Annotated in this window: 25 protein-coding genes; 8 read left to right on the top strand and 17 right to left on the bottom strand. The window is 65.0% G+C overall.

Going from position 1 to position 22,612, the window contains the following annotated elements:
• Positions 1-60 precede the first annotated feature (60 nt).
• From pnp to ACIPPQ_RS17930, 7 genes are all read right to left on the bottom strand, one after another.
• The gene (pnp, locus tag ACIPPQ_RS17900; protein ID WP_446545417.1) at positions 61-2,370 is read right to left on the bottom strand and encodes a polyribonucleotide nucleotidyltransferase; all 2,310 of its coding nucleotides are present in this window, start codon (positions 2,368-2,370) and stop codon (positions 61-63) included.
• A gap of 192 nt (positions 2,371-2,562) precedes the next feature.
• Positions 2,563-2,832, bottom strand: a complete 270-nt coding sequence (gene rpsO / locus ACIPPQ_RS17905; protein ID WP_327455654.1) for a 30S ribosomal protein S15 — start codon at positions 2,830-2,832, stop codon at positions 2,563-2,565.
• A 25-nt stretch (positions 2,833-2,857) separates the two neighbouring features.
• Entirely contained in the window at positions 2,858-3,763 is a 906-nt protein-coding gene (truB, locus tag ACIPPQ_RS17910) for a tRNA pseudouridine(55) synthase TruB (protein ID WP_446545418.1), read from the bottom strand.
• 33 nt (positions 3,764-3,796) lie between these two features.
• Positions 3,797-4,204 (bottom strand): DUF6491 family protein, encoded by a 408-nt coding sequence (locus tag ACIPPQ_RS17915; RefSeq protein WP_446545419.1) that lies wholly within the window; start codon positions 4,202-4,204, stop codon positions 3,797-3,799.
• 90 nt (positions 4,205-4,294) lie between these two features.
• Positions 4,295-4,840, bottom strand: coding sequence for a GNAT family N-acetyltransferase (locus tag ACIPPQ_RS17920; protein WP_446545420.1), 546 nt, complete (start codon positions 4,838-4,840; stop codon positions 4,295-4,297).
• Positions 4,833-5,435, bottom strand: a complete 603-nt coding sequence (locus ACIPPQ_RS17925; protein WP_327455663.1) for a thymidine kinase — start codon at positions 5,433-5,435, stop codon at positions 4,833-4,835. The genes ACIPPQ_RS17920 and ACIPPQ_RS17925 overlap by 8 nt, the downstream gene beginning before the upstream one ends.
• Before the next feature lie 42 nt (positions 5,436-5,477).
• Positions 5,478-5,909, bottom strand: a complete 432-nt coding sequence (locus ACIPPQ_RS17930) for an RrF2 family transcriptional regulator (protein WP_446545421.1) — start codon at positions 5,907-5,909, stop codon at positions 5,478-5,480.
• Between the two features lie 80 nt (positions 5,910-5,989).
• Here ACIPPQ_RS17930 and ACIPPQ_RS17935 point away from each other — a divergent pair, with 80 nt between their 5' ends.
• From ACIPPQ_RS17935 to ACIPPQ_RS17945, 3 genes are all read left to right on the top strand, one after another.
• Complete coding sequence (locus tag ACIPPQ_RS17935; RefSeq protein ID WP_446545422.1) at positions 5,990-6,469, top strand: group III truncated hemoglobin; 480 nt, start codon at positions 5,990-5,992, stop codon at positions 6,467-6,469.
• Entirely contained in the window at positions 6,462-6,872 is a 411-nt protein-coding gene (locus ACIPPQ_RS17940; RefSeq protein WP_446545423.1) for a hypothetical protein, read from the top strand. The genes ACIPPQ_RS17935 and ACIPPQ_RS17940 overlap by 8 nt, the downstream gene beginning before the upstream one ends.
• A gap of 93 nt (positions 6,873-6,965) precedes the next feature.
• A complete protein-coding gene (locus ACIPPQ_RS17945) occupies positions 6,966-8,387 on the top strand; it encodes a WS/DGAT/MGAT family O-acyltransferase (RefSeq protein ID WP_446545424.1) in 1,422 nt (473 codons plus the stop codon).
• Here ACIPPQ_RS17945 and ACIPPQ_RS17950 read toward each other — a convergent pair.
• The 8 genes from ACIPPQ_RS17950 to chrA form a co-directional block, all read right to left on the bottom strand.
• Positions 8,371-8,775: a hypothetical protein gene (locus ACIPPQ_RS17950; RefSeq protein WP_446545425.1), complete on the bottom strand. Its 405-nt coding sequence runs from the start codon at positions 8,773-8,775 to the stop codon at positions 8,371-8,373. The two genes, ACIPPQ_RS17945 and ACIPPQ_RS17950, sit on opposite strands and share 17 nt — an antisense overlap.
• A complete protein-coding gene (rbfA, locus tag ACIPPQ_RS17955) occupies positions 8,772-9,182 on the bottom strand; it encodes a 30S ribosome-binding factor RbfA (RefSeq protein ID WP_446545426.1) in 411 nt (136 codons plus the stop codon). The genes ACIPPQ_RS17950 and rbfA overlap by 4 nt, the downstream gene beginning before the upstream one ends.
• Before the next feature lie 3 nt (positions 9,183-9,185).
• Entirely contained in the window at positions 9,186-9,737 is a 552-nt protein-coding gene (locus tag ACIPPQ_RS17960; protein ID WP_446545427.1) for a DUF1697 domain-containing protein, read from the bottom strand.
• Between the two features lie 36 nt (positions 9,738-9,773).
• A complete protein-coding gene (gene infB / locus ACIPPQ_RS17965) occupies positions 9,774-12,332 on the bottom strand; it encodes a translation initiation factor IF-2 (protein ID WP_446545428.1) in 2,559 nt (852 codons plus the stop codon).
• Positions 12,333-12,349: 17 nt separating this feature from the next.
• Positions 12,350-13,120: a DUF448 domain-containing protein gene (locus tag ACIPPQ_RS17970; protein WP_446545429.1), complete on the bottom strand. Its 771-nt coding sequence runs from the start codon at positions 13,118-13,120 to the stop codon at positions 12,350-12,352.
• The gene (nusA, locus tag ACIPPQ_RS17975) at positions 13,101-14,723 is read right to left on the bottom strand and encodes a transcription termination factor NusA (RefSeq protein WP_446545430.1); all 1,623 of its coding nucleotides are present in this window, start codon (positions 14,721-14,723) and stop codon (positions 13,101-13,103) included. Before nusA ends, ACIPPQ_RS17970 begins: the two co-directional genes overlap by 20 nt.
• A complete protein-coding gene (gene rimP, locus ACIPPQ_RS17980) occupies positions 14,723-15,268 on the bottom strand; it encodes a ribosome maturation protein RimP (RefSeq protein WP_446545431.1) in 546 nt (181 codons plus the stop codon). The genes nusA and rimP overlap by 1 nt, the downstream gene beginning before the upstream one ends.
• A gap of 144 nt (positions 15,269-15,412) precedes the next feature.
• Positions 15,413-16,594 carry a chromate efflux transporter gene (chrA, locus tag ACIPPQ_RS17985; protein ID WP_446545432.1) on the bottom strand — a complete coding sequence of 394 codons (1,182 nt, stop codon included), beginning with the start codon at positions 16,592-16,594 and terminating at the stop codon, positions 15,413-15,415.
• Between the two features lie 202 nt (positions 16,595-16,796).
• Between chrA and dmeF the strand changes: the two genes are divergently transcribed.
• From dmeF to ACIPPQ_RS18000, 3 genes are all read left to right on the top strand, one after another.
• Entirely contained in the window at positions 16,797-17,753 is a 957-nt protein-coding gene (gene dmeF / locus ACIPPQ_RS17990; protein WP_446545433.1) for a CDF family Co(II)/Ni(II) efflux transporter DmeF, read from the top strand.
• 248 nt (positions 17,754-18,001) lie between these two features.
• A complete protein-coding gene (locus ACIPPQ_RS17995; protein ID WP_037514749.1) occupies positions 18,002-18,208 on the top strand; it encodes a cold-shock protein in 207 nt (68 codons plus the stop codon).
• Positions 18,209-18,284: 76 nt separating this feature from the next.
• Positions 18,285-18,488 (top strand): hypothetical protein, encoded by a 204-nt coding sequence (locus tag ACIPPQ_RS18000; RefSeq protein WP_446545434.1) that lies wholly within the window; start codon positions 18,285-18,287, stop codon positions 18,486-18,488.
• Positions 18,489-18,498: 10 nt separating this feature from the next.
• On the opposite strand, the gene ACIPPQ_RS18005 is transcribed toward ACIPPQ_RS18000, so the two are convergent.
• Positions 18,499-19,005: a hypothetical protein gene (locus tag ACIPPQ_RS18005; protein WP_446545435.1), complete on the bottom strand. Its 507-nt coding sequence runs from the start codon at positions 19,003-19,005 to the stop codon at positions 18,499-18,501.
• A 163-nt stretch (positions 19,006-19,168) separates the two neighbouring features.
• Between ACIPPQ_RS18005 and ACIPPQ_RS18010 the strand changes: the two genes are divergently transcribed.
• Both ACIPPQ_RS18010 and ACIPPQ_RS18015 read left to right on the top strand, forming a co-directional pair.
• Complete coding sequence (locus ACIPPQ_RS18010) at positions 19,169-20,299, top strand: cell wall hydrolase (RefSeq protein WP_446545436.1); 1,131 nt, start codon at positions 19,169-19,171, stop codon at positions 20,297-20,299.
• Between the two features lie 42 nt (positions 20,300-20,341).
• Positions 20,342-20,728, top strand: a complete 387-nt coding sequence (locus tag ACIPPQ_RS18015) for a VOC family protein (protein WP_446545437.1) — start codon at positions 20,342-20,344, stop codon at positions 20,726-20,728.
• A 105-nt stretch (positions 20,729-20,833) separates the two neighbouring features.
• On the opposite strand, the gene ACIPPQ_RS18020 is transcribed toward ACIPPQ_RS18015, so the two are convergent.
• On the bottom strand, positions 20,834-22,543 hold the full coding sequence (locus ACIPPQ_RS18020; protein WP_414713291.1) for an ATP-binding protein: 1,710 nt from the start codon (positions 22,541-22,543) through the stop codon (positions 20,834-20,836).
• Positions 22,544-22,612 lie beyond the last annotated feature (69 nt).

A 22,612-nucleotide genomic window follows, 5' to 3' on the forward strand; every position in this document is an offset into this window, starting at 1 on the left:
TGGCGACAAAAAAAGGGGCCGCTTTCGCGGCCCCTTCTCATCTTCCGGTAACCGAAGGACTTAGTCCTTCAGGAAGTCGGGCACATGGCCCTGATCTTCCGGACCTTCGCTGCGCTCGCGGCGCGGGCCGCGGTCGCCGCCGTCACGGCGCGGGCCACGGTCACGGTCACGGCCGCCACCGCCACGCGGGCCACGATCGCCACGGTCGCCGCCGTCACGGCGCGGACCGCGATCGCCGCGGGGTTCGCGCGGCGGGCGGGTGTCTTCGAGTTCTTCGCCGGTTTCCTGGTTCACGACGCGCATCGACAGGCGAACCTTGCCGCGCGGGTCGATCTCGAGGACCTTGACCTTGACTTCCTGGCCTTCGGACAGGACGTCAGCGACCTTCTCGACGCGCTCGTTGGCGATTTCGCTGACGTGGACGAGACCGTCCTTGCCGCCCATGAAATTCACGAACGCACCAAAATCGACGAGGTTGACGACCTTGCCGTCATAGATCTTGCCGACTTCGGCTTCTTCGACGATGCCCGAAATCCACTTGCGAGCGGCTTCGATCTGGTCGAGGTCGCTCGACGAAATCTTGATCAGGCCTTCGTCGTCGATGTCGACCTTGGCGCCGGTGGTTGCGACGATCTCGCGGATCACCTTGCCGCCGGTGCCGATGACGTCGCGGATCTTCGACTTGTCGATCTGCATCGTTTCGATGCGCGGCGCGTGCGCCGACAGCTCGGTGCGGGCTTCGCCCAGCGCCTTCGCCATTTCGCCGAGGATGTGCGCGCGGCCTTCCTTCGCCTGGTTCAGAGCGGCTTCGAAGATCTCGCGCGTGATGCCCGCGATCTTGATGTCCATCTGCATCGTGGTGATGCCGTCGGCGGTGCCTGCAACCTTGAAGTCCATGTCGCCGAGATGATCTTCGTCACCGAGGATGTCCGACAGGATCGCATAATCCTTGCCTTCGAGGATCAGGCCCATCGCGATGCCCGAAACGGGGCGCTTGATCGGCACGCCGGCGTCCATCATCGCGAGCGAACCGCCGCAGACCGACGCCATCGACGACGAGCCGTTCGACTCGGTGATGTCGCTGGTGAGGCGGATCGTGTAGGGGAACTCGTCCTTCGTCGGCAGCACGGGGTGCAGCGCACGCCATGCGAGCTTGCCGTGACCGACTTCGCGGCGGCCCGGCGCACCGAAGCGGCCGACTTCACCGACCGAATAGGGCGGGAAGTTATAGTGCAGCATGAAGTTCTGGTACGACAGGCCGTTCAGGCCGTCGATCATCTGCTCCGCATCCTTGGTGCCAAGGGTACAGGTCGCGATCGTTTGCGTCTCGCCGCGGGTGAACAGCGCCGAGCCGTGCGCGCGCGGCAGGAAGTGCGTTTCGGCGACGATCGGACGGATCTGCGTCGTCGTGCGGCCGTCGATGCGCTTGCCGTCCTTGAGGATGGCGCCGCGAACGATTTCGGCTTCGAGCTTCTTGACGAGCTTGATGCCCGCCATGACTTCCTGCGGAGCGAGGCCGTCTTCGGTGAACTGTGCCTTCGCCTTCGCGCGCGCTTCGTTGAGCGCGTTCGAACGGGCCGACTTGTCGGTCAGCTTGTAGGCGGCGGTGATGTCCTTGCCGACGAGCTTCTTGAGCTTGTCCTTGATCGCGGCATTGTCGTCGCCCGAGGCGACTTCCCACGGATCCTTGGCAGCCTGTTCGGCGAGCTTGACGATCGCCTTGACGACTTCCTTACACGCATCGTGCGCGAACAGGACGGCGCCGAGCATGATCTCTTCCGACAGCTCATTCGCTTCGGATTCGACCATCATCACGGCGTCGTAAGTCGCGGCGACGACGAGGTCGAGGTCGCCTTCGGCAACCTGCGCGTCGGTCGGGTTCAGGATATATTCGCCGTCGATATAGCCGACGCGTGCAGCGCCGATCGGGCCCATGAAGGGCACGCCCGAAATGGTGAGCGCAGCCGACGCCGCAACCATCGCGAGGATGTCGGGCTCATTGTGGCCGTCATAGCTCAGAACCTGGGCAATGGCGTTGATTTCGTTGTAGAAACCTTCGGGGAACAGCGGGCGAATCGGACGGTCGATCAGGCGGCTGACGAGCGTTTCCTTTTCGGTCGCGCCGCGTTCGCGCTTGAAGAAGCCGCCCGGGATGCGGCCGGCTGCCGAATATTTTTCCTGATAATGGACGGTGAGCGGGAAGAAGTCCTGCCCGTCCTTCACCGACTTCGCGGCGGTCACGGCGCACAGGACGACCGTTTCGCCCAGCGTCGCCATCACGGCGCCGTCGGCCTGGCGGGCAACCTTGCCCGTTTCGAGGGTCAGCGTTTCACCGCCCCACTCGATCGATACTTTTTTCACGTCAAACATGTGGTTTCCTTCGCCCGCCGGGCCCTATGCCGGGCGGGGCCTCTGATTCCGGGCAATCCGGCCCGGGGCGGTGTAGGGCGTCTGTCTGCCCCGATGGCGGTCCCGCCGGATGCGGGAGCGGCCCTGTGGCCCGGCACTTTGCACGGGACCAATATGACAGCGGCCCCGGAAATCCGGGGCCGCCAGAAATTCTTACTTACGAAGACCCAGCTTCGCGATCAGCGCCTGATAGCGGGCCTCGTCCTTCTTCTTCAGATAGTCGAGGAGGCTGCGGCGCTTGTTGACCATCATCAGAAGGCCGCGGCGGCTGTGGTTGTCCTTGTGGTGCGCCTTGAAGTGATCGGTCAGCGTGTTGATGCGGTCGGTCAGGATCGCGACCTGGACTTCCGGCGAACCGGTATCGCCCTTTGCACGGGCGTTGTCGTTGATCACTTCGGTTTTGCGCTCGGCGGTAATCGACATATTTTCTTTTCCTCGAACATCCTGCTTACAGATTGAAGCCCCGGACGACTTTCAGCGTTCCCGCCAAAACCTCGATCAGGGCAACGGGACGCATTTCGCTGTCCCTTCCCCAATAGAGCCCGTCATCCGCGCTTACCCCGGTCCAGACACGACCCTGGCGGATCGCCCCTGCCGCTTCCGGGGAAAGGTTCAGAGCCAGGATGTCGACCAGCCCTGCCTCGAGCGGCAGAAATACTTCTGATTGGGCGGCCCCTTGGCCGAATGCGTTCAATTTGTCCAGCGAAATCGCCTGCGACAGGTCGAACGGCCCCGCTTTCGTACGGCGCAGCATCGTCACATGCCCGACGCTGCCGACGGCGTGCGCAATGTCGCGCGCAAGGCTGCGAATATAGGTACCCTTCGAGACATGCGCTGTGAGCGTGATCGAGCCGAGCCGCGCGCTCGCCCCAAGCCCGTCATCCCGGCGAATCGAGAGCGCGTAAACCGTCACGCTCCGCGCCTTCATCTCCACCGTCTCGCCCTTGCGGGCACGATCATAGGCGCGTTCGCCGTCGATCTTGATGGCCGAATAGGCGGGGGGCACCTGTTCGATCGGCCCGGTAAATTGCGGCAGAACCGCTTCGACTTCGGCGAGGGTCGGCCGGACATCGCTGGTCGCGACCGCCTCGCCCTCGGCGTCGAGTCCGGCGGTCTCGGTCCCGAACATTATGGTGAAGTCATAGACCTTGCTCGCGTCGAGCATCCGGCCGCACAGCTTCGTCGCCTCACCGAGCGCGATCGGCAGCACCCCCGACGCCAGCGGGTCCAATGTGCCGCCGTGGCCGACCTTGACCTTGCCCAGCCCCGCCTCGCGGCAGACGCGTTTCACCGCGCCCACCGCCTGCGTCGAGCCGAGCCCCAGGGGTTTGTCGAGGATGATCCAGCCGTTCATCCCCGCGCCGCTAGGCGCGCCGGGCAGCAATTGTCAATTTGCGGCGGGCTTTTCGCCCATGATATCCTTCGCCTTGTCGCGCTTCGACGGCGGCGGTGCCGACGTCACGAAGGACGACAGCAGGCAGCGCTCGCCGCGCACGACAATCGACGCGAATTTGTCGAGCCGCCCGGCCCCGCGCGTTTCGACGCCGATCGCCTGCGCGAAATCGATGTCGCGGCAGATGCCCGCGAAGGTTCCATAATACCATTCGCCGCGGCGCCCTTCGATCCAGATGCCGCGGTCGCGGTCGGCCTGCCAGTTGCGGATGGTGCTGTCGCTCGGGAACACGATGCTCGATTCGACGCCGAGTTCGCGCGGTTCCTTTGCGGGCTCGGTGGCCGCCGCCGCAGAAAGGGGAAGCAGCATGGCGGCCAGGGAGAGTGCGAGTTTCTGTTTCATGTCGAGTCTTTCTGCTATCCCGCCCGGCATTCGACGCGCGCCCTAGCAGATCGATCCTGAACCGGTGCTGACCCCGGGGTTGGGAGCTGTTCAGGCGCCCCGTCCTCCCCATTCACCCGCCAGCAGCGACCAGAGGCCGGTATCGCGCACATAGCCGGTCCAGGTGATCCGTTCGGAGCGCAGTACGCCTTCCTTGGTACAGCCGAGCTTGGCGACCGCGGCCTGGCTCCGCTTGTTGCGTTCGTCGATGCGGAATTCGACGCGGCGGATCCCAGTCGCGAAGGCGTGGTCGAGCATCAGGCGCTTGACCCGGCCGTTGAACCCCGTCCCCCGCGCATCAGGGTGGATGAAGCTGTTGCCGACCTCAACCGTCTGCGCCGACATATCGGGACGCAGCCAGGCGGTCATGCCGACAAGCCGGTCGCCGTCGAGGATCGCATAAGGCATCCGGCCCGCGCCCCCGATCAGCGTGTCGAAGCTCTTGTCGAAATGGTCGGGGCCGAAGCTCGACGAATAGATCGTCCAGACATCGGCGTCGGCGGCGCAGGCGGCGCGCAGCGCCTCGCGGTGCCCTTCGGTCAGCTTGACGAGCTTGAGGTCGCCGTCGGTAAGGTCGACATAGAGACGGTCAAGCATTGGCGAGGGCTTCCGCGGCTTCGCGCCGTTTCGCCATGAAATGGCGACGGCACATCGCGACATAGCGGTCGTTGCCGCCGATCTCGGTCTGCGCGCCCTCGACCACCGCGCGCCCCTGCTCATCGACGCGCAGGTTCATGGTCGCCTTGCGCCCGCATTCGCACACGGCTTTGAGCTCGACGAGCGCGTCGGCGATGCCGAGCAGCGCCGCCGATCCCGGGAACAACTCGGCCGAAAAATCGGTGCGCAGACCATAGCAGAGCACCGGGATGCCCACTTCGTCGGCGAGGCGCGCGAGACCCAGCACCTGCGCGCGCGTCAGGAATTGCGCTTCGTCGACGAGCACGCACGCGAGCGGGCGCTCCCGGTGCTCGGCGGTCACCGCAGCGAACATGTCGCTGTCGGGATCGAATTTATGCGCTTCGGCCATCAGCCCGATGCGGCTCGTGACCTGGCCGACGCCATAACGGTCGTCGAGCGCCGCGGTCCACAGCATCGTTTCCATGCCGCGCTCGCGATAGTTGAAATCCGCCTGGAGCAGCGTCGTCGATTTGCCGGCATTCATGCTGGCGTAGTAGAAATAGAGCTTGGCCATGATGATGCTGTTACCGCCTTCACGGCGCCATGCAACGGGCGATTAGACGGCATCCAGCAGAGCGCGAAACCGGGCGGGCTGCGGCAGCAGGTCGGCAAGCGTATAGCCGTCGAGGTGACCGAGGAAGGCCGCCAGCGCGCCGCCGAGCGCACCCTGCAACCCGCACGCCCCGCGCACGGGACAGGTCGAGGTCGCGGGGTCCATGCATTCGACCAGCGTGTCGAGATTTTCGAACTGACGCACCACCGTGCCGACGTTGATCGCGGCCGGGTCGTGCGCCAGCCGCATCCCGCCGCCGCGTCCGCGCTGCGTCACGACATAGTCCAGCGCCTGCAACCGCTGCGCGACCTTCGCCAGATGGTTGCGCGACACGCCGTATTGCCCGGCGATCTGGTCCACCGACATCAGTTCGCCGGTGGCGCCGAGGGCCATCAGGATGCGCAGGGCATAATCGCTATGAAGGCTGAGCCGCATAAAATAGGTATATTGAATATTGATTTTTCGATCAAGGGTGAATAAAAGGTATTTCAAATACCACTTATCGAGTCGAGCCCATGACCAGCACCCCATCCCGCGCCCATCCCCACAGCCTCGCCGCGCGCGAGCGCCGCCGCGACGATGCGCGTGCCATGGGAATCGACGAGGCGTTCATCGTCGCGATGGTCGATCATTTCTATACGGCGGTCCGCACCGACGCGGTGCTCGGCCCGATCTTCGAGCCGCGGATCGATGATTGGACGCGCCACCTCGGCCAGATGAACCGCTTCTGGCAGTCGATCCTGCTCAGCGCGGGCAATTTCTCGGGCAATCCAATGGTCAAGCACCTCGCCATCCCCGGGCTCGATCAGGCCGATTTCCAGCGCTGGCTCATGCTGTTTTACGCCACGCTGGACGACATCGCGCCGTCGCCCGAGGCTGCGCATCATATCGGCGCCAAGGCGCGGATGATCGCCGAAAGCCTGCTCACGGGGATCTGGGTCCATCGCGACCGTGATCAGGCCCTATCGAGGAAAGTGGAGCTTCCCCATGTTTGATCCGACCCCTGAAATGCTCGCCCGCCTGTCCAACGACCCCTATGAAGTCCACGGGATGCAGGCCGGTTTCCAGTTGCCGCGCGGGATCTGGCGCTGGATGTTCGCGCTCTATGCCATCTTCTTTCTGGGGATCGGCGCCGCGACCGGCCGCGACACGGCGACGATCTTCATGCTCGTCATCTCGGCACTCTACGCCCTGATCTATTTCGGTACCGCCTCGGTCCTTCACGCGCAAAAGGGACCCGAGCACATCTCGCCGCTCGACCGCATCGGCGGAACGCTCGACACTTGGACGGGACCGATGGACCGCGGCACCGTCGCCGCGCAAATCCTCGCGGTACCCGCGGGCTTCGCCTTCCTCGGCGTCACCTTCCTCGTCATCCGCAGCACCGCGGGTTTCTAATCATGGAAACCACCGACCCGCACGCTTGACTCGCTCGTGCCCGCTGTCATGCTGCGCACAAAAGAAGCAGCATAAACAGTGGGGAGAGCTGCCATGCGGTTGATGCCGGTGACCGACGCGATGTTCCTGTGGGGGGAGAGCCGCGAGATGCCGATGCATATCGGCGGCATCAACCTCTATACCCTGCCCGACGGGGTGGACGAAACCGACTGGCTGAACGACCAGCTCGCGCTGCTTCGCCAGTCCGAGGGCCTTCGGCGGCCGTTCAGCGAGGTGCTGAAACTGACGCCGTTCGGTCAATATGGCCCGATCCGGCTCGAACCCGACCGCGACATGGACATGCACTATCACGTCCGCGCCGCCGCGCTGCCGAAGCCGGGACGCTATCGCGAAATGTTCGAACTGGCGTCACGCCTCCATTCGGGATTGCTCGACCGGACGCGGCCCCTGTGGGAAATCACGCTCATCTCGGGGCTGCCGAACCGGCAGATCGCGACCTTCAAAAAAGTGCATCACGCGCTGATGGACGGGGCCGCGAGCATCCATTTCTATAATTCGATGCTGTCGGCCGACCCCGACGAGCGCCGCACCGCGTCGCCGCTCTCGGTCGAAGCCTATGAAGCGTACAAGCGGCTCTTTCCGCAGCCGAAGAAACCCGCGCGCCCCAGCCTGACCGACATCAAGGCGATCGGCGATTTCCTGAAGGAGCAATGGGGCAACAGCGTCGGGGTGACCAAGGCGATGAACCAGTATCTCGCGGCGATGTTCGGCATCGGCGGCGACGGGCTCGTCACCCCCTTCTCCGGCGTGCCGCGGACCAGCTTCAACCGCAACATCACCGGCGCGCGCCGCTTCGTCGCGCAAAGCTGGTCGCTCGAGCGCGTACGCGCGATGGGCAAGGCCTATGACGGGACGATCAACGACGCGGTGCTCGGGATGTGCGCGGGCGCGATGCGCAAATATCTGCAATCGCTGAACGAACTCCCCGACAAGCCGCTGAAGGCCATGGCGCCGGTGTCGATCCGTCCGAAGGACGATATCGATTCGGGCAATTCGGTCGCGTCGGTGACCGCGAACCTCGCGACGCATATCGACGATCCCGCGACGCGCATGGCGATGATCCAGGAATCGATGAATTCGGCGAAGGCGCAGCTGCGCGCCATGACCGCGGCGCAGATCCAGCTCTATACCGCGATCACCAGCCTTCCCATGATGCTGACCGCGCTGACGCGCACCGCCGACAAATTCCCCGCTTACTCGGTGACGATTTCGAACGTCCCCGGTCCGCGCGAACAGATGTACTGGAACGGCGCGCGCCTCGACGGCATGTACCCCGCGAGCATCCCCGTCGATGGCATGGCGATGAACATCACGCAGGTGTCGAATTTCAAGAATATCGACTTCGGCATCACCGCGTGCCGGCGCAGCGTGCCGCACGCGCAGCGGATGATCGACTATCTGGAGGAGGCGCTGGTCGAGCTGGAGCAGGCGGCGGGGATCAAGAAGGGGAAATAGCCCTTAATCGCGTGGATAGCTCTGCATCGGCTACCAGCGTTCCACCACAATAATCGTGGAAAAACCGAGCGACGATCACCGTCAGCTCTGAGCTGGTGGAATTTATCGAAAAGGTCAGCGGGGCCTCGCCGATCGCTTCGACAATGAAACGCTGGTCAGGCTCCGGGCGTGTGGCTTGATACCAATATCGCCAGTCGGCAACCGGCTCGACTTCATCCCAATCGCCGTCGGAATCTGTACCCTGCGACCGAGCCCATAGACCTCGATTGAGAATATCGCTCAGCTTGCCGGTCTCTCGCGTTGGACGAGGCCCCGGTCCGACCAACAGCAATTCCCACAAAATCTCGCCGCCAATTTCGATGGATTGCGGCGCAGGGATTGCGGTCATTCGGCGTCCCTGTCCTCCAAATCCCGCGCCACCTTCGGGTCGCGCAGCAATTTCTCGATATGGCTCGCCTCGTCGAAGCTTTCGTCCGACAGGAATTTCAGCTTCGCGGCATATTTCATCCGCACCTTCGATGCGACGGTCTTCTGCAGATAGGCGGTGTTGGTGCGCAGCGCCTTGAGCACCGCTTCCTCGTCCTTGCCGAGCAAGGGTTTCACGAACACCGTCGCATGGCGCAGGTCGGGCGACATGCGCACTTCGGTGATGCTCACCGGATGCGTTGCGAGGACGTCGTCATGGACGTCGCCGCGCGCGAGGATTTCGGAGAGGAGGTGGCGCACCTGTTCGCCGACGCGGAGCACGCGGACCGAGGGGCCGCCATCCTTTTTCCGGTCCTTTTCGGTTTTCATCGCCTAGCCCTTTGCCTCTTCGTCCAGTTTCGCGATGATCCGCGCAATCGAGCGCATGTTGCGTGCGGTACCCTTGTGCCCCAGCCGCCGTTCGATCAACCGCGCGTGCAGCTTGCTGTCCGCCGCCCCGTCGCCAAAGTCGATATAGAGCGCCCGGTCTCCGAGCGCGAGGCGCTCGTTCGGCCGGACCCGGTGGTCGGTCGCGAGCGCGTCGAACTGTTCCGCGGTCGGCTGCCCGTCGAGGAACATCGTGTGGACGATCCTGTCCTCGTTCGTGCCCGCGAACGGATTGTCGGCGATCGCCGCGGCCAGCTCGTCCCGATCGCGCACCAGCGCCGCGCTCGTCATGTCGAAGCGATCCTCGACCATCATCGACAATTTCTCTTCGAGCCCGCGCGTCGGCCGCGCGTCATGGTCGAACAGCACATTGCCGCTCGCCGCGACGGTTTCGACACGACTGAACCCCTCGGCCTCGAACGCCGCGCGCAAATCGGCCATCGTCAGCCGGTTGCCACCAACGTTGATGCTGCCGAATAGCGCCACATAGCGAGCCATGCCGGTGCCTCCACCGCTCCGCGGAGCGGACGCTGGTTACAGCGTCCGTTCGCGCAGTTCGACTTCGAAGACTTCGAGGTGGTCGCCCGCCTTGATGTCGTTCGTATCTGCCAGCACGACACCGCATTCGAGACCGGCGCGCACTTCGGCGACATCGTCCTTGAAACGGCGGAGCGACGAGATGGTCGTCGCCGACACGATGACGTCGTCGCGCGTGAGACGGGCATGCAGTCCCTTGCGGATGACGCCTTCGAGCACGAGCAGGCCCGCGGCCTTGTCGCGCTTGCCGGCGGGGAAGACGTCCTTGACCTCGGCGCGGCCGACGACGGTTTCGACGCGTTCCGGACCCAGTTCGCCCGCCATTTCCTTCGCGATCTCGTCGGTCAGGTGGTAGATGACGTCATAGTACATGAAGCGCACTTTTTCGCGGTTCGCGATCTCGCGCGCCTTGGCGTTCGGGCGGACGTTGAAGCCGATGATCGGTGCGTTCGATGCCGCCGCCAGCGTCACGTCGCTCTCGGTGATCGCGCCGGCGCCCGACTGGAGCACACGAACGCGGATCTCGTCGGTCGACAGGCGGTTCAATGCATTGACGATCGCTTCGACCGACCCCTGCACGTCGCCCTTGATGACCACCGGGAACTGGATGACATTGGCCTTGTCGGCAAGCGCCTCGAACATGCCCTCGAGGCTGACCGGCGCCTGTGCCGTCCGCTTCCTGAGCGCCTGTTCCTGACGATAGGCGGCGACCTCGCGGGCGCGTGCCTCATTCTCGACGACAGTCAGCGTATCGCCCGCCATCGGCACGCCGCCGAGGCCGAGGACCTCGACCGGAACCGACGGGCCGGCCGTCTTGATCTGCTGGCCCTTGTCATCGATCAGCGCGCGGACGCGGCCGCTTTCAGCGCCGCAGACAAAGATATCGCCGACCTTGAGCGTACCGCGGCGAACGAGGATCGTAGCCACGGGGCCGCGGCCCTTGTCGAGCTTCGCCTCGACCACCGTGCCTTCGGCGGCGCGGTCAGGGTTGGCCTTCAGCTCCATGATTTCGGCCTGCACCGCGATCGCGTCGAGCAATTTGTCGAGGCCGGTCTTCTTCAGCGCCGACACTTCGACATTCTGGACGTCGCCGCCCATTTCCTCGACCACCAGCTCATGTTCGAGCAGGCGTTCGCGGACGCGCTGCGGATTGGCGCCTTCCTTGTCGACCTTGTTGATCGCAACGATGATCGGCACGCCCGCCGCCTTCGCATGGTTGATCGCCTCGATCGACTGCGGCTTGAGCCCGTCGTCGGCGGCGACCACGAGGATCACGATGTCGGTGACGTTCGCACCGCGCTGGCGCATTTCGGTAAAGGCCTCGTGGCCCGGCGTATCAAGAAAGGTGACGAGCGAGCCGTCGGGTGTCTTCACCTGATAGGCACCGATATGCTGCGTGATGCCGCCGGCTTCGCCCGCCTGCACATTCGCGCCGCGCAGCGCGTCGAGCAGGCTGGTCTTGCCGTGGTCGACGTGGCCCATGATCGTGACGACCGGGGCGCGCGGCTTCAGATGCGCAGCATCGTCGACATCCTCGTCGTGACGAATGTCGATATCGCCTTCGCTGACGCGCTTGATCTCGTGCCCGAACTCGGTGACGAGCAGTTCGGCGGTGTCCTGGTCGATCGTCTGGTTGATCGTGACGGGCATGCCCATCTTGAACAGCGCCTTGACCAGGTCGCTGCCCTTTTCGGCCATGCGGTTGGCAAGGTCCTGTACCGTGATCGCTTCGGGAACGATGACTTCGCGGACCTGCTTCTCGCGCGGGCCGCTCGACGTCATGTGCGAGCGCTTTTCCTTTTCGCGGGCGCGCTTCAGCGCCGCGAGACTGCGTGCGCGCGCGCCTTCATCGTCGTTCAGCGCGCGCGTGACGGTGAGCTTGCCCGACTGGCGGCGGCTGTCGCCGCCACGGGTCGCCTTCGGTTCGGGCCGCTTGGGTTCGGGGCGCTTCGGTGCCTCGACCGGGGTAAAGCGGCGCGGTGCGGGGGCCGCGCTGGTGGTCGCGGGCCGCGCCGCGGGTGCGGGCGCGGCCTCACCCTGCGGCTCGGCGGCGGCAGCGGGCGCTTCGACGGCGGGTTCGGCAGCGACGGGCGCAGCGGGTGCGGGCTCGGCGGCCTTGGCCGCAGCCTGCTCGACGCGCGCTTCGGCACGTGCCTTTTCTTCCTCGGCGGCGCGGGCGCGTGCGGCTTCGTCGCGGCGGCGATTGTCCTCGAGCGCATTCATGCGCGCTTCTTCAGCCTCGCGCAGCAGCTGCGCCTGGCGTTCCTGACGCGACATCAGGCTGTCGTTCTCGCTGACGCGGGGCGCGGCCGGCTTCGGAGCGGGCGCGGGTGCCGGAGCGGGAGTCGGTGCAGGCGCCGGAGCGGCCTCGACCTCTTCGATCTCGACCGGGGCAGCTTCGCCCGGACGGCCCAGCACGCGGCGACGCTTCACCTCGACCACCACCGTATTCCGGCGCCCGTGGCTGAACTGTTGCTGCACCTGCCCGGCCTCGACCGTCCGCTTCAGCCCCAAAGGCTTGCGGGTAAGGGTCGGTTTGTCCTGTTCGTCACTCATCGAAAACCATCATTCCTTCAAAACGCGTCCGAAGCGGCGTCGCTGGTCGGCAGCGCCCCAATATTTTCCTCGCCAGAGACTGACGCGGCATGCGGGTCGGAATCGCGGTTGGCCGCGTCCCTACTCCATCCTGTGAAAAACTGCCAGCGGCTCAAATGCGCCAGCACCCGGTCCGCGGCGCGGGCGTCGGTCAACGCCAGATGCACCGCATTCTCGCGCCCCAATGCCATAGATAGGGTGCCGCGGTCTACGGGCAAGACCCGGCCCTCGCGACCCGACCCTTCATCATCCTCGCCGACGCGCCACGCCTGCGCCAATTTCTTGCGCCCGTCCTCGCCCGCATCGCTGGCGTGGAGGAGCAGGCGGACCTGGCCCTTGCGCGCCGCAGTTTCGATCTTTTCATTGCCGCTGAGCAACGTACCCGAGCGAGATTCCAGTCCGAGCCGGTCGAGCGTCGCGCGCTGGAGCTGCGCCTCGATGCGCGCGCCGAGGTTGTCGGGGATGGTGAAATTGCCGTCCTGAAGCGCACGCGCGAGCCCGCCTTTCAGCTTGCCCTTCGCCTGCGCGGCTTCGAGCGTCGCGCGATCGACACCGATCCACGCGCCGCGCCCCGGCGCCTTGCCATGGACGTCGGGCGCGATCGTGCCGTCGGGGCCGAGCGCGAGGCGCACGAGCTGCTCCGCCGGCGAAACCTCACCGGTTACGACGCAGCGCCGCTCGGGCACATGCTGGCCGCGCCCCTTTGCGCGGTCGGTTTCGGTCAGCTGATCATTGCGCGGGGTCCGCATCGGCGGCCTCCCCGGTTGCCGGCTCGCTCGACTCTTCGTCGTCGAACCAGTGCGCACGCGCCGCCATGATGATTTCGTTGCCCTGTTCTTCGGTCAGGCCATATTCGCCCAGCACGCCGCCCTTGTCCTCGGCACGCTCGCTGCGCGGCGGGCCGCGACGATTGTCGGTGCGCTTCTTGGCGATCAGTTCGTCGGTCGCGAGGTCGGCAAGGTCGTCGAGCGTCTTGATCCCAGCCTTGCCGAGCACGACGAGCATCGCTTCGGTCAGGTGCGGGATTTCGGCCAGAGCATCCTCGACACCGAGCGCGCGACGTTCCTGACGCGACGCTTCTTCGCGGCGTTCGAGGCCTTCGGCGGCGCGGCTCTGGAGCTCCTGCGCCAGTTCCTCGTCGAAGCCTTCGATGCTCGCGAGTTCGTCGATGCCGACATAAGCGACTTCTTCGAGTTCGCCGAAGCCTTCGGCGACGAGCAGCTGGGCGAGCGTTTCGTCGACGTCGAGTTCTTCCTGGAACATCGTCGAGCGTTCGACGAATTCGCGCTGGCGCTTCTCGCTCGCGTCGGCCTCGGTCATGATGTCGATCTGGCTGCCGGTGAGCTGGCTGGCAAGACGGACATTCTGGCCGCGGCGGCCGATGGCGAGGCTGAGCTGGTCGTCGGGAACGACGACTTCGATGCGGCTGTCATCCTCGTCGATCACGACGCGCTGCACCGTTGCCGGCTGGAGCGCGTTGACGACGAAGGTCGCGGTGTCTTCGGACCAGGGGATGATGTCGATCTTTTCGCCCTGCATTTCCTGAACGACCGCCTGGACGCGGCTGCCCTTCATGCCGACGCACGCGCCGACGGGGTCGATCGAGCCGTCGTAGCTGATCACGCCGATCTTGGCGCGCGAACCCGGGTCACGGGCGGCGGCCTTGATCTCGATGATGCCGTCGTAGATTTCGGGCACTTCCTGCGCGAACAGCTTCTTCATGAAGTCGGGGTGTGCGCGGCTCAGGAAAATCTGCGGCCCGCGCGTTTCGCTGCGCACCGACAGGATCAGCGCACGAACGCGGTCGCCGACGCGCATCAGTTCGCGCGGGATCTGCTGGTCGCGGCGAATCACGCCTTCGGCGCGGCCAAGGTTGACGACGATGTGGCCGAATTCGACCGACTTGACGACGCCGGTGATGATCTCGCCCGCGCGGTCCTTGAATTCATGATACTGGCGCTCGCGATCGGCCTCGCGGACCTTCTGAAAGATCACCTGCTTCGCCGACTGCGCGTCGATGCGGCCAAGGTCGACCGCGGGCAGCGGGTCGACGATGAAGTCGCCGATCTTGGCGTCCTTCTGCAGCTTCTGGCCGGCAGCAAGGTCGACCTGCTTGAAATAATCTTCGACCGCCTCGACGACCTCGACGACGCGCCACAGGCGAAGGTCACCGGTCTGCGGATCGAGCTTCGCACGAATGTCGTTTTCGGCGCCGTAACGGGCACGCGCGGCGCGCTGGATGGCTTCTTCGATGGCTTCGATGACGATGCCCTTGTCGATCATCTTCTCGCTGGCGACGCTGTTGGCAATCGCGAGGAGTTCGGCCTTGTTGGCGGAAATGGCAGTGGCCATCAGTCCTGTCCTTCTTCTTCCATTTCGTCGGCGCCCTCGATCGAGAGCGGGACGGTTGCGGCAATCAATTTGTCGGTGAGAACGAGCTTCGCCGTGTCGATCGCGTCGAACGGCAGCTTATGCTCCACCCCTTCCTTATCCGAAATCGTGACGGTATCGCCGTCGATGCCGATCAGCTCGCCGTTGAAGCGCTGGCGCCCATCGCGCTTTTCCTTGAGCGCGATCTTTGCCTCATGCCCCGCCCAGTCGGCGAAGTCGGCGCGGCGCGTCAACGGCCGGTCGATGCCGGGCGACGACACTTCGAGCCGATAGGCGACGTCGATCGGGTCCTTGCCCGCTTCTTCGAGTGCGTCGAGACGCTCCGAGATGCGGCGCGACAGGTCGGCGCAATCGTCGATCGTCAGCTGGCGCGTGTCGGGCCGCTCGGCCATCACCTGCAGCGTCGGATCGCTCTCGCCACCGAAAAAGGCGACGCGCACGAGCGCAAGGCCCATCGCCTCGGCTTCGGGCGCGATGATCGCATTGAGGGCGTCGAGATCGGCCAATGAAAATTCCCGTTTCGGATGACCGGAAAGCATGTGGGTATAGCCGCCGCGGCCCGCGGCCCCGACGTCCCAACTGGCTAACCATGTCAAGAAGTAGGGCGCATATAGGCTTTGGCGGGTGAGTCGGCAAGGGGGAATGCGGGGTCAGGGATGCAAGAGCCATCCTGCGAAGCCCGCGCCGATTACCAGCGCGGGCGCGACCCATTTTCCCTTGGCCAGCATCACGACCGCGACCGCCGCAACGAAGACAACAAGCCCCGCCGCCGGGTTCGACACGCGCAGCGCCGTCGCCCAGCCGAGCTGGAGCAAGGTCGCCGCGATCACCCCGACCACGGCCGCGGCGACGCCGCCGAGTATGCGGTGCAACGCCGGATTCTCGACCACCGCCTCCAGCCGTTCGAAGAAGATCATCGAAAAGGCGAAGGCGGGCAGGAACATGCCGACAGTGATCGCGACCGCGCCCGGAAAGCCGCCCGCGACATAGCCGGCGAAGGTTGCGAAGATGACCAGCGGCGCGGGCAGCATCCCCGCGAGCGCGACCCCGTCGAGGAAGCTCGCATCGGACAGCCAGCCGCGCCCCACCGTATCGGTGCGAACATAGGGTATCGCCGTATAGGCGCCGCCAAACGTAAGCAGCCCGCCCTTCAGCCCCGCGATGAACAGCGCGGCGATACCCGCCTCGCTCGCGGCCGCGGCAACGGTCACCGCCGGAGCCGCATCCGAAACGACAAACGCCAGCAGCGCCGCCGCGACGAACGCCGCGGCTGCCACGACGGGCCGCGCGGCAAAGCTGTAGATCAACCCCGCCGCGATCAGCGGAATCCAGAATGGCACCCCCGCGAGCGTCGCGCCGAGCGCCGCCGCGGCGAGCAGCCAGAGCAATTTGTCCTCGAGGATATGCGCCCCGATGCGCTGCACGGCGCGCAGGATGATAGCGAGCACCGCGATCTGTACGCCGAGGAAGACTGGCGCCATTGCCGGATTGCCGACGATCCAGTCCTTGTAGAGCCACGCCGCGCCGAGCATCAGCACGAAGCCGGGCAACATGAATCCCAGGCCTGCGAGCAGCCCGCCGATCCGTCCGCGTGCAACCATGCCGAGGTGGACGCACAGTTCGTGCGCCTCCGGCCCCGGCAGAACCTGCATCACTGCGAGCAGCCGGTTGAAGCGTGCGGGACTGATCCAGCGCTCCTCCTCGACCAGCGCCTGCTTCACCATCGCGATCTGCGCGACCGGGCCGCCGAAAGCGAAGAAGCCGAAGCGGAGAAAGCGCAGGAAGAGCTGGAGGAGTGAAAGCGGCGGCGGGGAAGGCTCGAAATTCGTCATGGCAAGCGCGCTCCTTGCCGCAAGTGCGGCATATTGGAGCGGAACTTGGACAGCAAGCCGTCTGGACGGGCGTCCGCATGGCCCGTGGCGCGATGAATAGCATGGCGGACGCGCAAGGGAAGATAGATAAGCTTTGCGCCCTTGAAGGTGGGAAGGAAATCGGCGACGGCTGTTGATCTTTTCCATCGGATAGGCAGCAACCATGTCCTTCGATAACCAGCTCGACGCGCTGACCCACGACCATGTCTTCCTCGGCAAGCGGCACGACGAGAATGCGCGCCGCACGCTGTGGGTCGTCGCGCTGACCGCCGTGATGATGGTCGGCGAGATCGCCGCGGGGCTCGCGTTCAACTCGATGGCACTGCTCGCCGACGGCTTTCACATGGCAACCCACGCGGGCGCGCTCGGCATCGCGGCGATCGCCTATGCCTATGCGAAACGCCATGCCTATGGCCGCCGCTACAGCTTCGGCACCGGCAAGGTCGGCGACCTCGCCGGTTTTGCCTCGGCACTCGTGCTCGGCATCGTGGCGCTGGGCATCGCGTTCGAATCGGTGACGCGGCTGCTCGACCCGCGCCCCGTCGCCTTTACCGAAGCGACGATCATCGCGGTGATCGGGCTGGGCGTGAACATCGTCAGCGCGCTGCTGCTCGGACATGGGCACGACCATGGGCATGACCATGGGCATGACCACGGCCATGATCACCATCACGGCGACGCACATGCGCATGACCACACCCCTCCCCATCATGGCGAGCGCGACAATAATCTTCGTTCGGCCTATCTGCATGTCGTCGCCGACGCGCTGACCTCGGTGCTCGCGATCGCTGCGCTACTCGGCGGCCGCTATCTCGGCTGGGTGTGGCTTGATCCGCTGATGGGGATCGTCGGGTCGATCGTCATCACCGTCTGGGCGGTTTCGCTGATGCGCGACACCGGCGCGGTGTTGCTCGATGCGACCGACGCGGCGCTCGAGACGGAGATCCGCGCGCGGGTCGAAGGACCGGGCGACGCCACGATCACCGATCTCCATGTCTGGCGCGTCGGACCGGGTGCGCATTCGGCGATCATCAGCGCGGTCGGAGCGACGCGCGAAACAATCTGCCAGCGCGTCGCGCCGGTGCAAGCGATCGAGCATCTGACCGTCGAAATACGCTAGGAGGTCGTGCCGTGATCATATCGGCCATACTCGTAAAATCGCCCAATAATTCCCTTCGCGACTGAGCATCACTGTCAAAAACTGCCAAAAAACTTGACTTTTTGATGAAATAACCATAATGTATTTTCGCTAACGTCGCCTGCGACGGAATTTTGATGCCGATCGGCGGATACTTCCCTTCACACGCTGCCAGCTCCGCCGGTGCTTTTGCCGGTGGATATTCCTGTTTTCGTGAAAGGAAACACCTCATGCCCATCGGCACCGTAAAATTCTTCAACAGCGACAAGGGCTATGGTTTCATCGCCAACGAAGATGGCTCGGGCGACAGCTTCGTCCACATCAGCGCCGTCGAGCGCGCCGGAATGGCGACGCTGAACAAGGAACAGCGCGTTTCCTATGAATTGGAAACCGACCAGCGCGGGAAGACCTCGGCGGTCAATCTCCAGCCTGCATGATGAAAATCCGGCGGGCGTCCTTCGGGCGTCCGCCGGGCCATCACGCCCATGCTCGCGCAAGCCAAAGGAACACCTCATGGACATGAACGAGCTCTTCTATCATCACCAGATGGCGCTGATCGCCGCGGGCCAGGCCAGACGGGCAGGCACCCCTCCCCCGGTTTTCGACCTGCCCGGCCATTATGCCCGGCGCATCGACGACTATCGCGCCCGCCGCGGCATGCCGGGATATTTCGTCCGCCCGCTGCGTAAGGGGCCGCCGGCCGCCAGCGCAGCCTGATCCGCCTCGCCTAGTCGATCCGTTCGATTTCGATGTGCGGCCAGTGCGCCGCCAGTCGTTCGGCCCAGCGATCATAGGGCCAGGGAATCACCTCTTCGCTGAACCAGAACAGCCGATTGCCCTCAAGGTCATAAAGATGCACCGCGTCGTCGCTTTCGTCCTGCCGGACGATGCGAAGCCTGCCGATGCGCGAGGGGTGGATGCGCCCTTCGTCGCCGCCCGCGGCCCCGATGCGCCCCTGCCACCAGACGAGATCGCCCGTCGCGGGGTCGAGCAGGCTGCCGCGGTTCGGATTGGCGAGCATGTTGAGTCCGGCGCCGAGCGCGATAAGCGCACCGAATCCCCCCGCCAGCGGCACGAGCCATGGGGCGCATTCGCGGCCATCCTCGCTGCAATTTTCGGCCGGATCGATCGCCGATGCCGTCCCGAAAAAGATCAGGCCGACGGAGAGCAGCAACCACATTCGCCAGTCGGTCCGCGCGCTGCGCCGATAGGACGGGATAGCGGAACCGGTCATGGCGCCAGTCTGGCATGCGCCCCTCAACAAACGGCTAACGCCGCCCGCCGCGGGCGATCGCATAGATGGTGAAACATTTTGTTGGCGTTTCAGCGTATAGGATGGGCCGCGATGCCCTCTGCGCGAATCGCGCGCGGGGGACGCGACGGAATTTGATATACGCATGAAGCCCGAACTGAATCTGAGCGCCCGCCCGAGCTGGCGCGACCCGGCACCGGAAAAACCGGCTGGGCCGGGGCGCACCTTTTGGGCGGCGATCATTGCGGTCGTCGTCGTGGCTTGCTTCGCACTGCTCTTGTCGAGCGGGCAATTGCGGCCGCCCGCGGTGTTCGGCCCATATAGCGTCTCGGTGCCGCTCAATTTCCGGACCTATGATCCCGCGCGCTGGGCGATCATGAATGCCGAAGATTATGAGGCGGCGCTGAAGATCGACCCGACGCTGCCCAATCCCGACAGCGTCGGGTATGGCGATGCCGCCGCCCTCCCCCCCGCCGACCCCGCGCTATTACGCGAGGAAGCCTTTGTCGGACCGCCCGCAAAGCCCTATGTTTTTCGCGGCGTGACCGCGCTCGACAGCGAACGGGCGCATTATTGCCTGACCGCCGCCATCTATTACGAAGCGGCGTCCGAGACCGACGACGGGATGCGCGGCGTCGCGCAGACGGTGATTAACCGCGTCCGTCACCCGAGCTTTCCGAATACCGTGTGCGGCGTCGTCTTCCAGGGATCGCAGCGCGCGGGCGTGTGCCAGTTCACCTTCAGCTGCGACGGCGCGATGGCGCGGAGCCCAAGCAAGCCCAACTGGCTGCGCGCCAGCCGCATCGCATCGGCGGCGCTCGGCGGCTATGTCTTCCCCAAGGTCGGCCTCGCAACGCATTATCACACGCAGGCAATCTGGCCGCGCTGGGGCAAGAGCCTCGTGATGACCAACATCGTCGGCGCGCACATCTTTCACCGCTGGCGCGGGCGCTGGGGGATGCCCGACGCGTTCCGCGCGCCCTATCTGGGCCGCGAACCCGTTCCGGGTCCCTATCTGCCGCTCGCGCAGCAACTGGCGATCCTGAAGGGCCAGGGGCTCGCCCCCGGCGCCGGCCCCGCGCCGATGCTAGCCGGTCCCGCTGCGCCGCTGCCCGATGTGGCGGCCGCGCCGCTGCCGGGCACCATGGCTCCCGCAGCCCCTGTGGTCCCGCCACCCGTCGCCGCCCCCGCCGCACCGACCTATGCCGATCCGCGGCTCAACCAGTCGGGGCAGGTTCGCGAAGAGTTCCGCGGCAGCGGAGAGTGGAAACGCTGACGGTTTCGGCCTAGGCTGCCCGCCTCACGACGGGAGGTCTCTATGGGACATGTCAAAGGCATCGGCGGACTGTTTTTCCGGGCGCGCGACCCCGACGCGCTCAACGCCTGGTATCGCGAGCGACTGGGCATCGGCGCCGGCTGCAACGCTGACGATACGGGGCCGGTCAACGAATGGGTGTGGAACGTCACCGCCGGTCCGGTGGTGTTCAGCGCGTTCAAGGCCGACACCGACTATTTCGCCGCCGACAAGCAGCATATGCTGAACCTGCGGGTCGACGACCTCGACGCAGTGCTCGCCCCGTTCCGCGACGCGGGGGACGAGGTGATTACCAAGGATGAGTGGGACGATCCCGCGGTCGGCCGCTTTGCGCGGGTGCACGATCCCGAAGGCAATCCGATCGAATTGTGGGAACCGCCGAAGAGCTGATATTCTTGCCTGGCTAACGCCAGACGCGGCACCGGTCCGCTCCCCCCAGCCGCCTGAGGCCGTGGGCAGCGGGCCGGTACCGCCTTCGCCGTCAGGCGGAGAAAATTACCGTCCCTGGCTGCGCCAGCGCTTGACGACGCGCTCAAGGATTTCGGCCTCGCCGCCGGTTTCACGCCACAGCTTGGAGAAGAGCGGGTCGCTCGACGCCGGCCGCTTTTCCTCTTCGAGCGTGTCGAGATAGACGCGGATCGGGATCGACACGCCTTCGCCGCAGACGATGCACTCGCGGTTGCGCAGCGCGGGGATCGAATCGATGAAGCCGCGCGCGCCTTCGGGCATCGCCGCCTTCACGAAATGCTGGTCGCGCTCGTTGTTGAGGCGCATCGAAATGATCGTGCCGCACTGCGACAGCACGCCTTCGGCCAAGTCCGACGGACGCTGGGTGATCAGACCCAGCGACACGCCATATTTACGGCCTTCCTTCGCGATACGTTCGAGCACCTTGCGGACCGCCTGCCCCTGCCCGATGTCCTTGGCCGGGATATAGCGGTGCGCTTCCTCGCAAACGAGCAGGATCGGGCGCTGCGGTTCGCCGCGCGACCAGATCGCATAGTCGAAGGTCAGGCGCGACAGCACCGCGACGACGACGCTGGTGATGTCCGAAGGGACACCCGACACGTCGATGATCGAGATCGGCCGGCCGTCCGACGGCAGGCGGAAAATCTTGCCGATGAAATTCGCCATCGTGTCGGCGACGAGCATGCCCGAGAACATGAAATTATAGCGCGGGTCAGCGCGCATTTCCTCGATCTTCCCCTTGATGCGCATGAACGGCGCGCTCGACGTCGCCTTGTCGAGCTTGCCCATCTCGTTCGTCAGGATGCTGAGCAGGTCCGACAGGAGATAGGGGATCGGCGAATCGACCGTGAGCTTGGTCATGCCTTCGGCAAGTCGGCTCTTCTGGCGCGCCTGGAGAAGGCATTTGGCGAGCACGTCGCAGTCGCTCTGCCGGTCGCGGCCTTCGCTCGTCACGAACACTTCGCAATGTTCCTCGAAATTCATCAGCCAATAGGGCATCGCGAGATTGTCGACGTCGAACAGCGCGCCGATCCCCTTGAACGCCGCCGAATATTCGCCGTGCGGGTCGATCATCAGGATGTGGCCCTGCGGCGCCATCTCGCAAATCTTGTGCAGGATCAGTGCGGCGCTGGTCGATTTGCCCGTGCCGGTCGACCCAAGCAGCGCGAAATGCTTGCCCAGCATCGCATCGATATAGAGCGATCCGCGAATATCCTTGGTCGGATAGACGGTGCCGACTTCGACATGCGCGCGCTCGTCGGCGGCGTATATCTGCTTCAGGTCGGCGCTGGTCGCGGCGAAGACCTGGCTGCCCGGGATCGGGTAACGGGTGACGCCGCGCCGGAAATTATGGATGCGGCCAGTGATCTTTTCCTCGTCGCCTTCGCCGAGGAAGTCGATCGTCGCGACGATCAGCCCTTCGCCGCGTTCGTGCAATTGCTGGTCGCGAATGCTGCCGATCAGCCAGACATTGCCGACGCGAACCTTGACCTGCGCGCCGACCTGGCCGGCCATCGCCACCGCAGCGTCGGTGGACGTAGCGAGCTTTGCGATCGTCGCCGCGTCGAGCAGGATGCGCGAGGCAGAACCCGAAATATCGATCACTTCGCCGATCATCAGGTCGTCGCGATGATGGTTGATCGCCGGCGCGACGGGTGCCGCGACGCCGCCGCCGGCAAGCCGGACATGTTGTGCCGCCGTCGAATCCCCGGCGCTGAATCCGCCCTGCATGTCCATCAATTCGTCCCCGCCTCTATCATGGTCCCCGACACCGGTATCGCAGACGAGGGTAAATAGGCTGTGAAC

The sequence above is a fragment of the Sphingopyxis sp. LARHCG72 genome (assembly GCF_052871675.1).

What these genes read in the sequence shown, in the direction of transcription:
- ACIPPQ_RS17940 (WP_446545423.1), top strand. Translation starts at nt 6,462, where the DNA reads ATGTTTGATCCGACCCCTGAAATGCTCGCCCGCCTGTCCAACGACCCC.
- ACIPPQ_RS17935 (WP_446545422.1), top strand. Translation starts at nt 5,990, where the DNA reads ATGACCAGCACCCCATCCCGCGCCCATCCCCACAGCCTCGCCGCGCGC.
- ACIPPQ_RS17930 (WP_446545421.1), bottom strand. Translation starts at nt 5,909, where the DNA reads ATGCGGCTCAGCCTTCATAGCGATTATGCCCTGCGCATCCTGATGGCC.
- ACIPPQ_RS17995 (WP_037514749.1), top strand. Translation starts at nt 18,002, where the DNA reads ATGCCCATCGGCACCGTAAAATTCTTCAACAGCGACAAGGGCTATGGT.
- truB (WP_446545418.1), bottom strand. Translation starts at nt 3,763, where the DNA reads ATGAACGGCTGGATCATCCTCGACAAACCCCTGGGGCTCGGCTCGACG.
- ACIPPQ_RS17925 (WP_327455663.1), bottom strand. Translation starts at nt 5,435, where the DNA reads ATGGCCAAGCTCTATTTCTACTACGCCAGCATGAATGCCGGCAAATCG.
- ACIPPQ_RS17960 (WP_446545427.1), bottom strand. Translation starts at nt 9,737, where the DNA reads ATGGCTCGCTATGTGGCGCTATTCGGCAGCATCAACGTTGGTGGCAAC.
- infB (WP_446545428.1), bottom strand. Translation starts at nt 12,332, where the DNA reads ATGAGTGACGAACAGGACAAACCGACCCTTACCCGCAAGCCTTTGGGG.
- nusA (WP_446545430.1), bottom strand. Translation starts at nt 14,723, where the DNA reads ATGGCCACTGCCATTTCCGCCAACAAGGCCGAACTCCTCGCGATTGCC.
- dmeF (WP_446545433.1), top strand. Translation starts at nt 16,797, where the DNA reads ATGTCCTTCGATAACCAGCTCGACGCGCTGACCCACGACCATGTCTTC.
- chrA (WP_446545432.1), bottom strand. Translation starts at nt 16,594, where the DNA reads ATGACGAATTTCGAGCCTTCCCCGCCGCCGCTTTCACTCCTCCAGCTC.
- ACIPPQ_RS17970 (WP_446545429.1), bottom strand. Translation starts at nt 13,120, where the DNA reads ATGCGGACCCCGCGCAATGATCAGCTGACCGAAACCGACCGCGCAAAG.
- rbfA (WP_446545426.1), bottom strand. Translation starts at nt 9,182, where the DNA reads ATGAAAACCGAAAAGGACCGGAAAAAGGATGGCGGCCCCTCGGTCCGC.
- pnp (WP_446545417.1), bottom strand. Translation starts at nt 2,370, where the DNA reads ATGTTTGACGTGAAAAAAGTATCGATCGAGTGGGGCGGTGAAACGCTG.
- rpsO (WP_327455654.1), bottom strand. Translation starts at nt 2,832, where the DNA reads ATGTCGATTACCGCCGAGCGCAAAACCGAAGTGATCAACGACAACGCC.
- ACIPPQ_RS17915 (WP_446545419.1), bottom strand. Translation starts at nt 4,204, where the DNA reads ATGAAACAGAAACTCGCACTCTCCCTGGCCGCCATGCTGCTTCCCCTT.
- ACIPPQ_RS17945 (WP_446545424.1), top strand. Translation starts at nt 6,966, where the DNA reads ATGCGGTTGATGCCGGTGACCGACGCGATGTTCCTGTGGGGGGAGAGC.
- ACIPPQ_RS18000 (WP_446545434.1), top strand. Translation starts at nt 18,285, where the DNA reads ATGGACATGAACGAGCTCTTCTATCATCACCAGATGGCGCTGATCGCC.
- ACIPPQ_RS17950 (WP_446545425.1), bottom strand. Translation starts at nt 8,775, where the DNA reads ATGACCGCAATCCCTGCGCCGCAATCCATCGAAATTGGCGGCGAGATT.
- ACIPPQ_RS18010 (WP_446545436.1), top strand. Translation starts at nt 19,169, where the DNA reads ATGAAGCCCGAACTGAATCTGAGCGCCCGCCCGAGCTGGCGCGACCCG.
- ACIPPQ_RS17920 (WP_446545420.1), bottom strand. Translation starts at nt 4,840, where the DNA reads ATGCTTGACCGTCTCTATGTCGACCTTACCGACGGCGACCTCAAGCTC.
- ACIPPQ_RS18020 (WP_414713291.1), bottom strand. Translation starts at nt 22,543, where the DNA reads ATGGACATGCAGGGCGGATTCAGCGCCGGGGATTCGACGGCGGCACAA.
- ACIPPQ_RS18015 (WP_446545437.1), top strand. Translation starts at nt 20,342, where the DNA reads ATGGGACATGTCAAAGGCATCGGCGGACTGTTTTTCCGGGCGCGCGAC.
- ACIPPQ_RS18005 (WP_446545435.1), bottom strand. Translation starts at nt 19,005, where the DNA reads ATGACCGGTTCCGCTATCCCGTCCTATCGGCGCAGCGCGCGGACCGAC.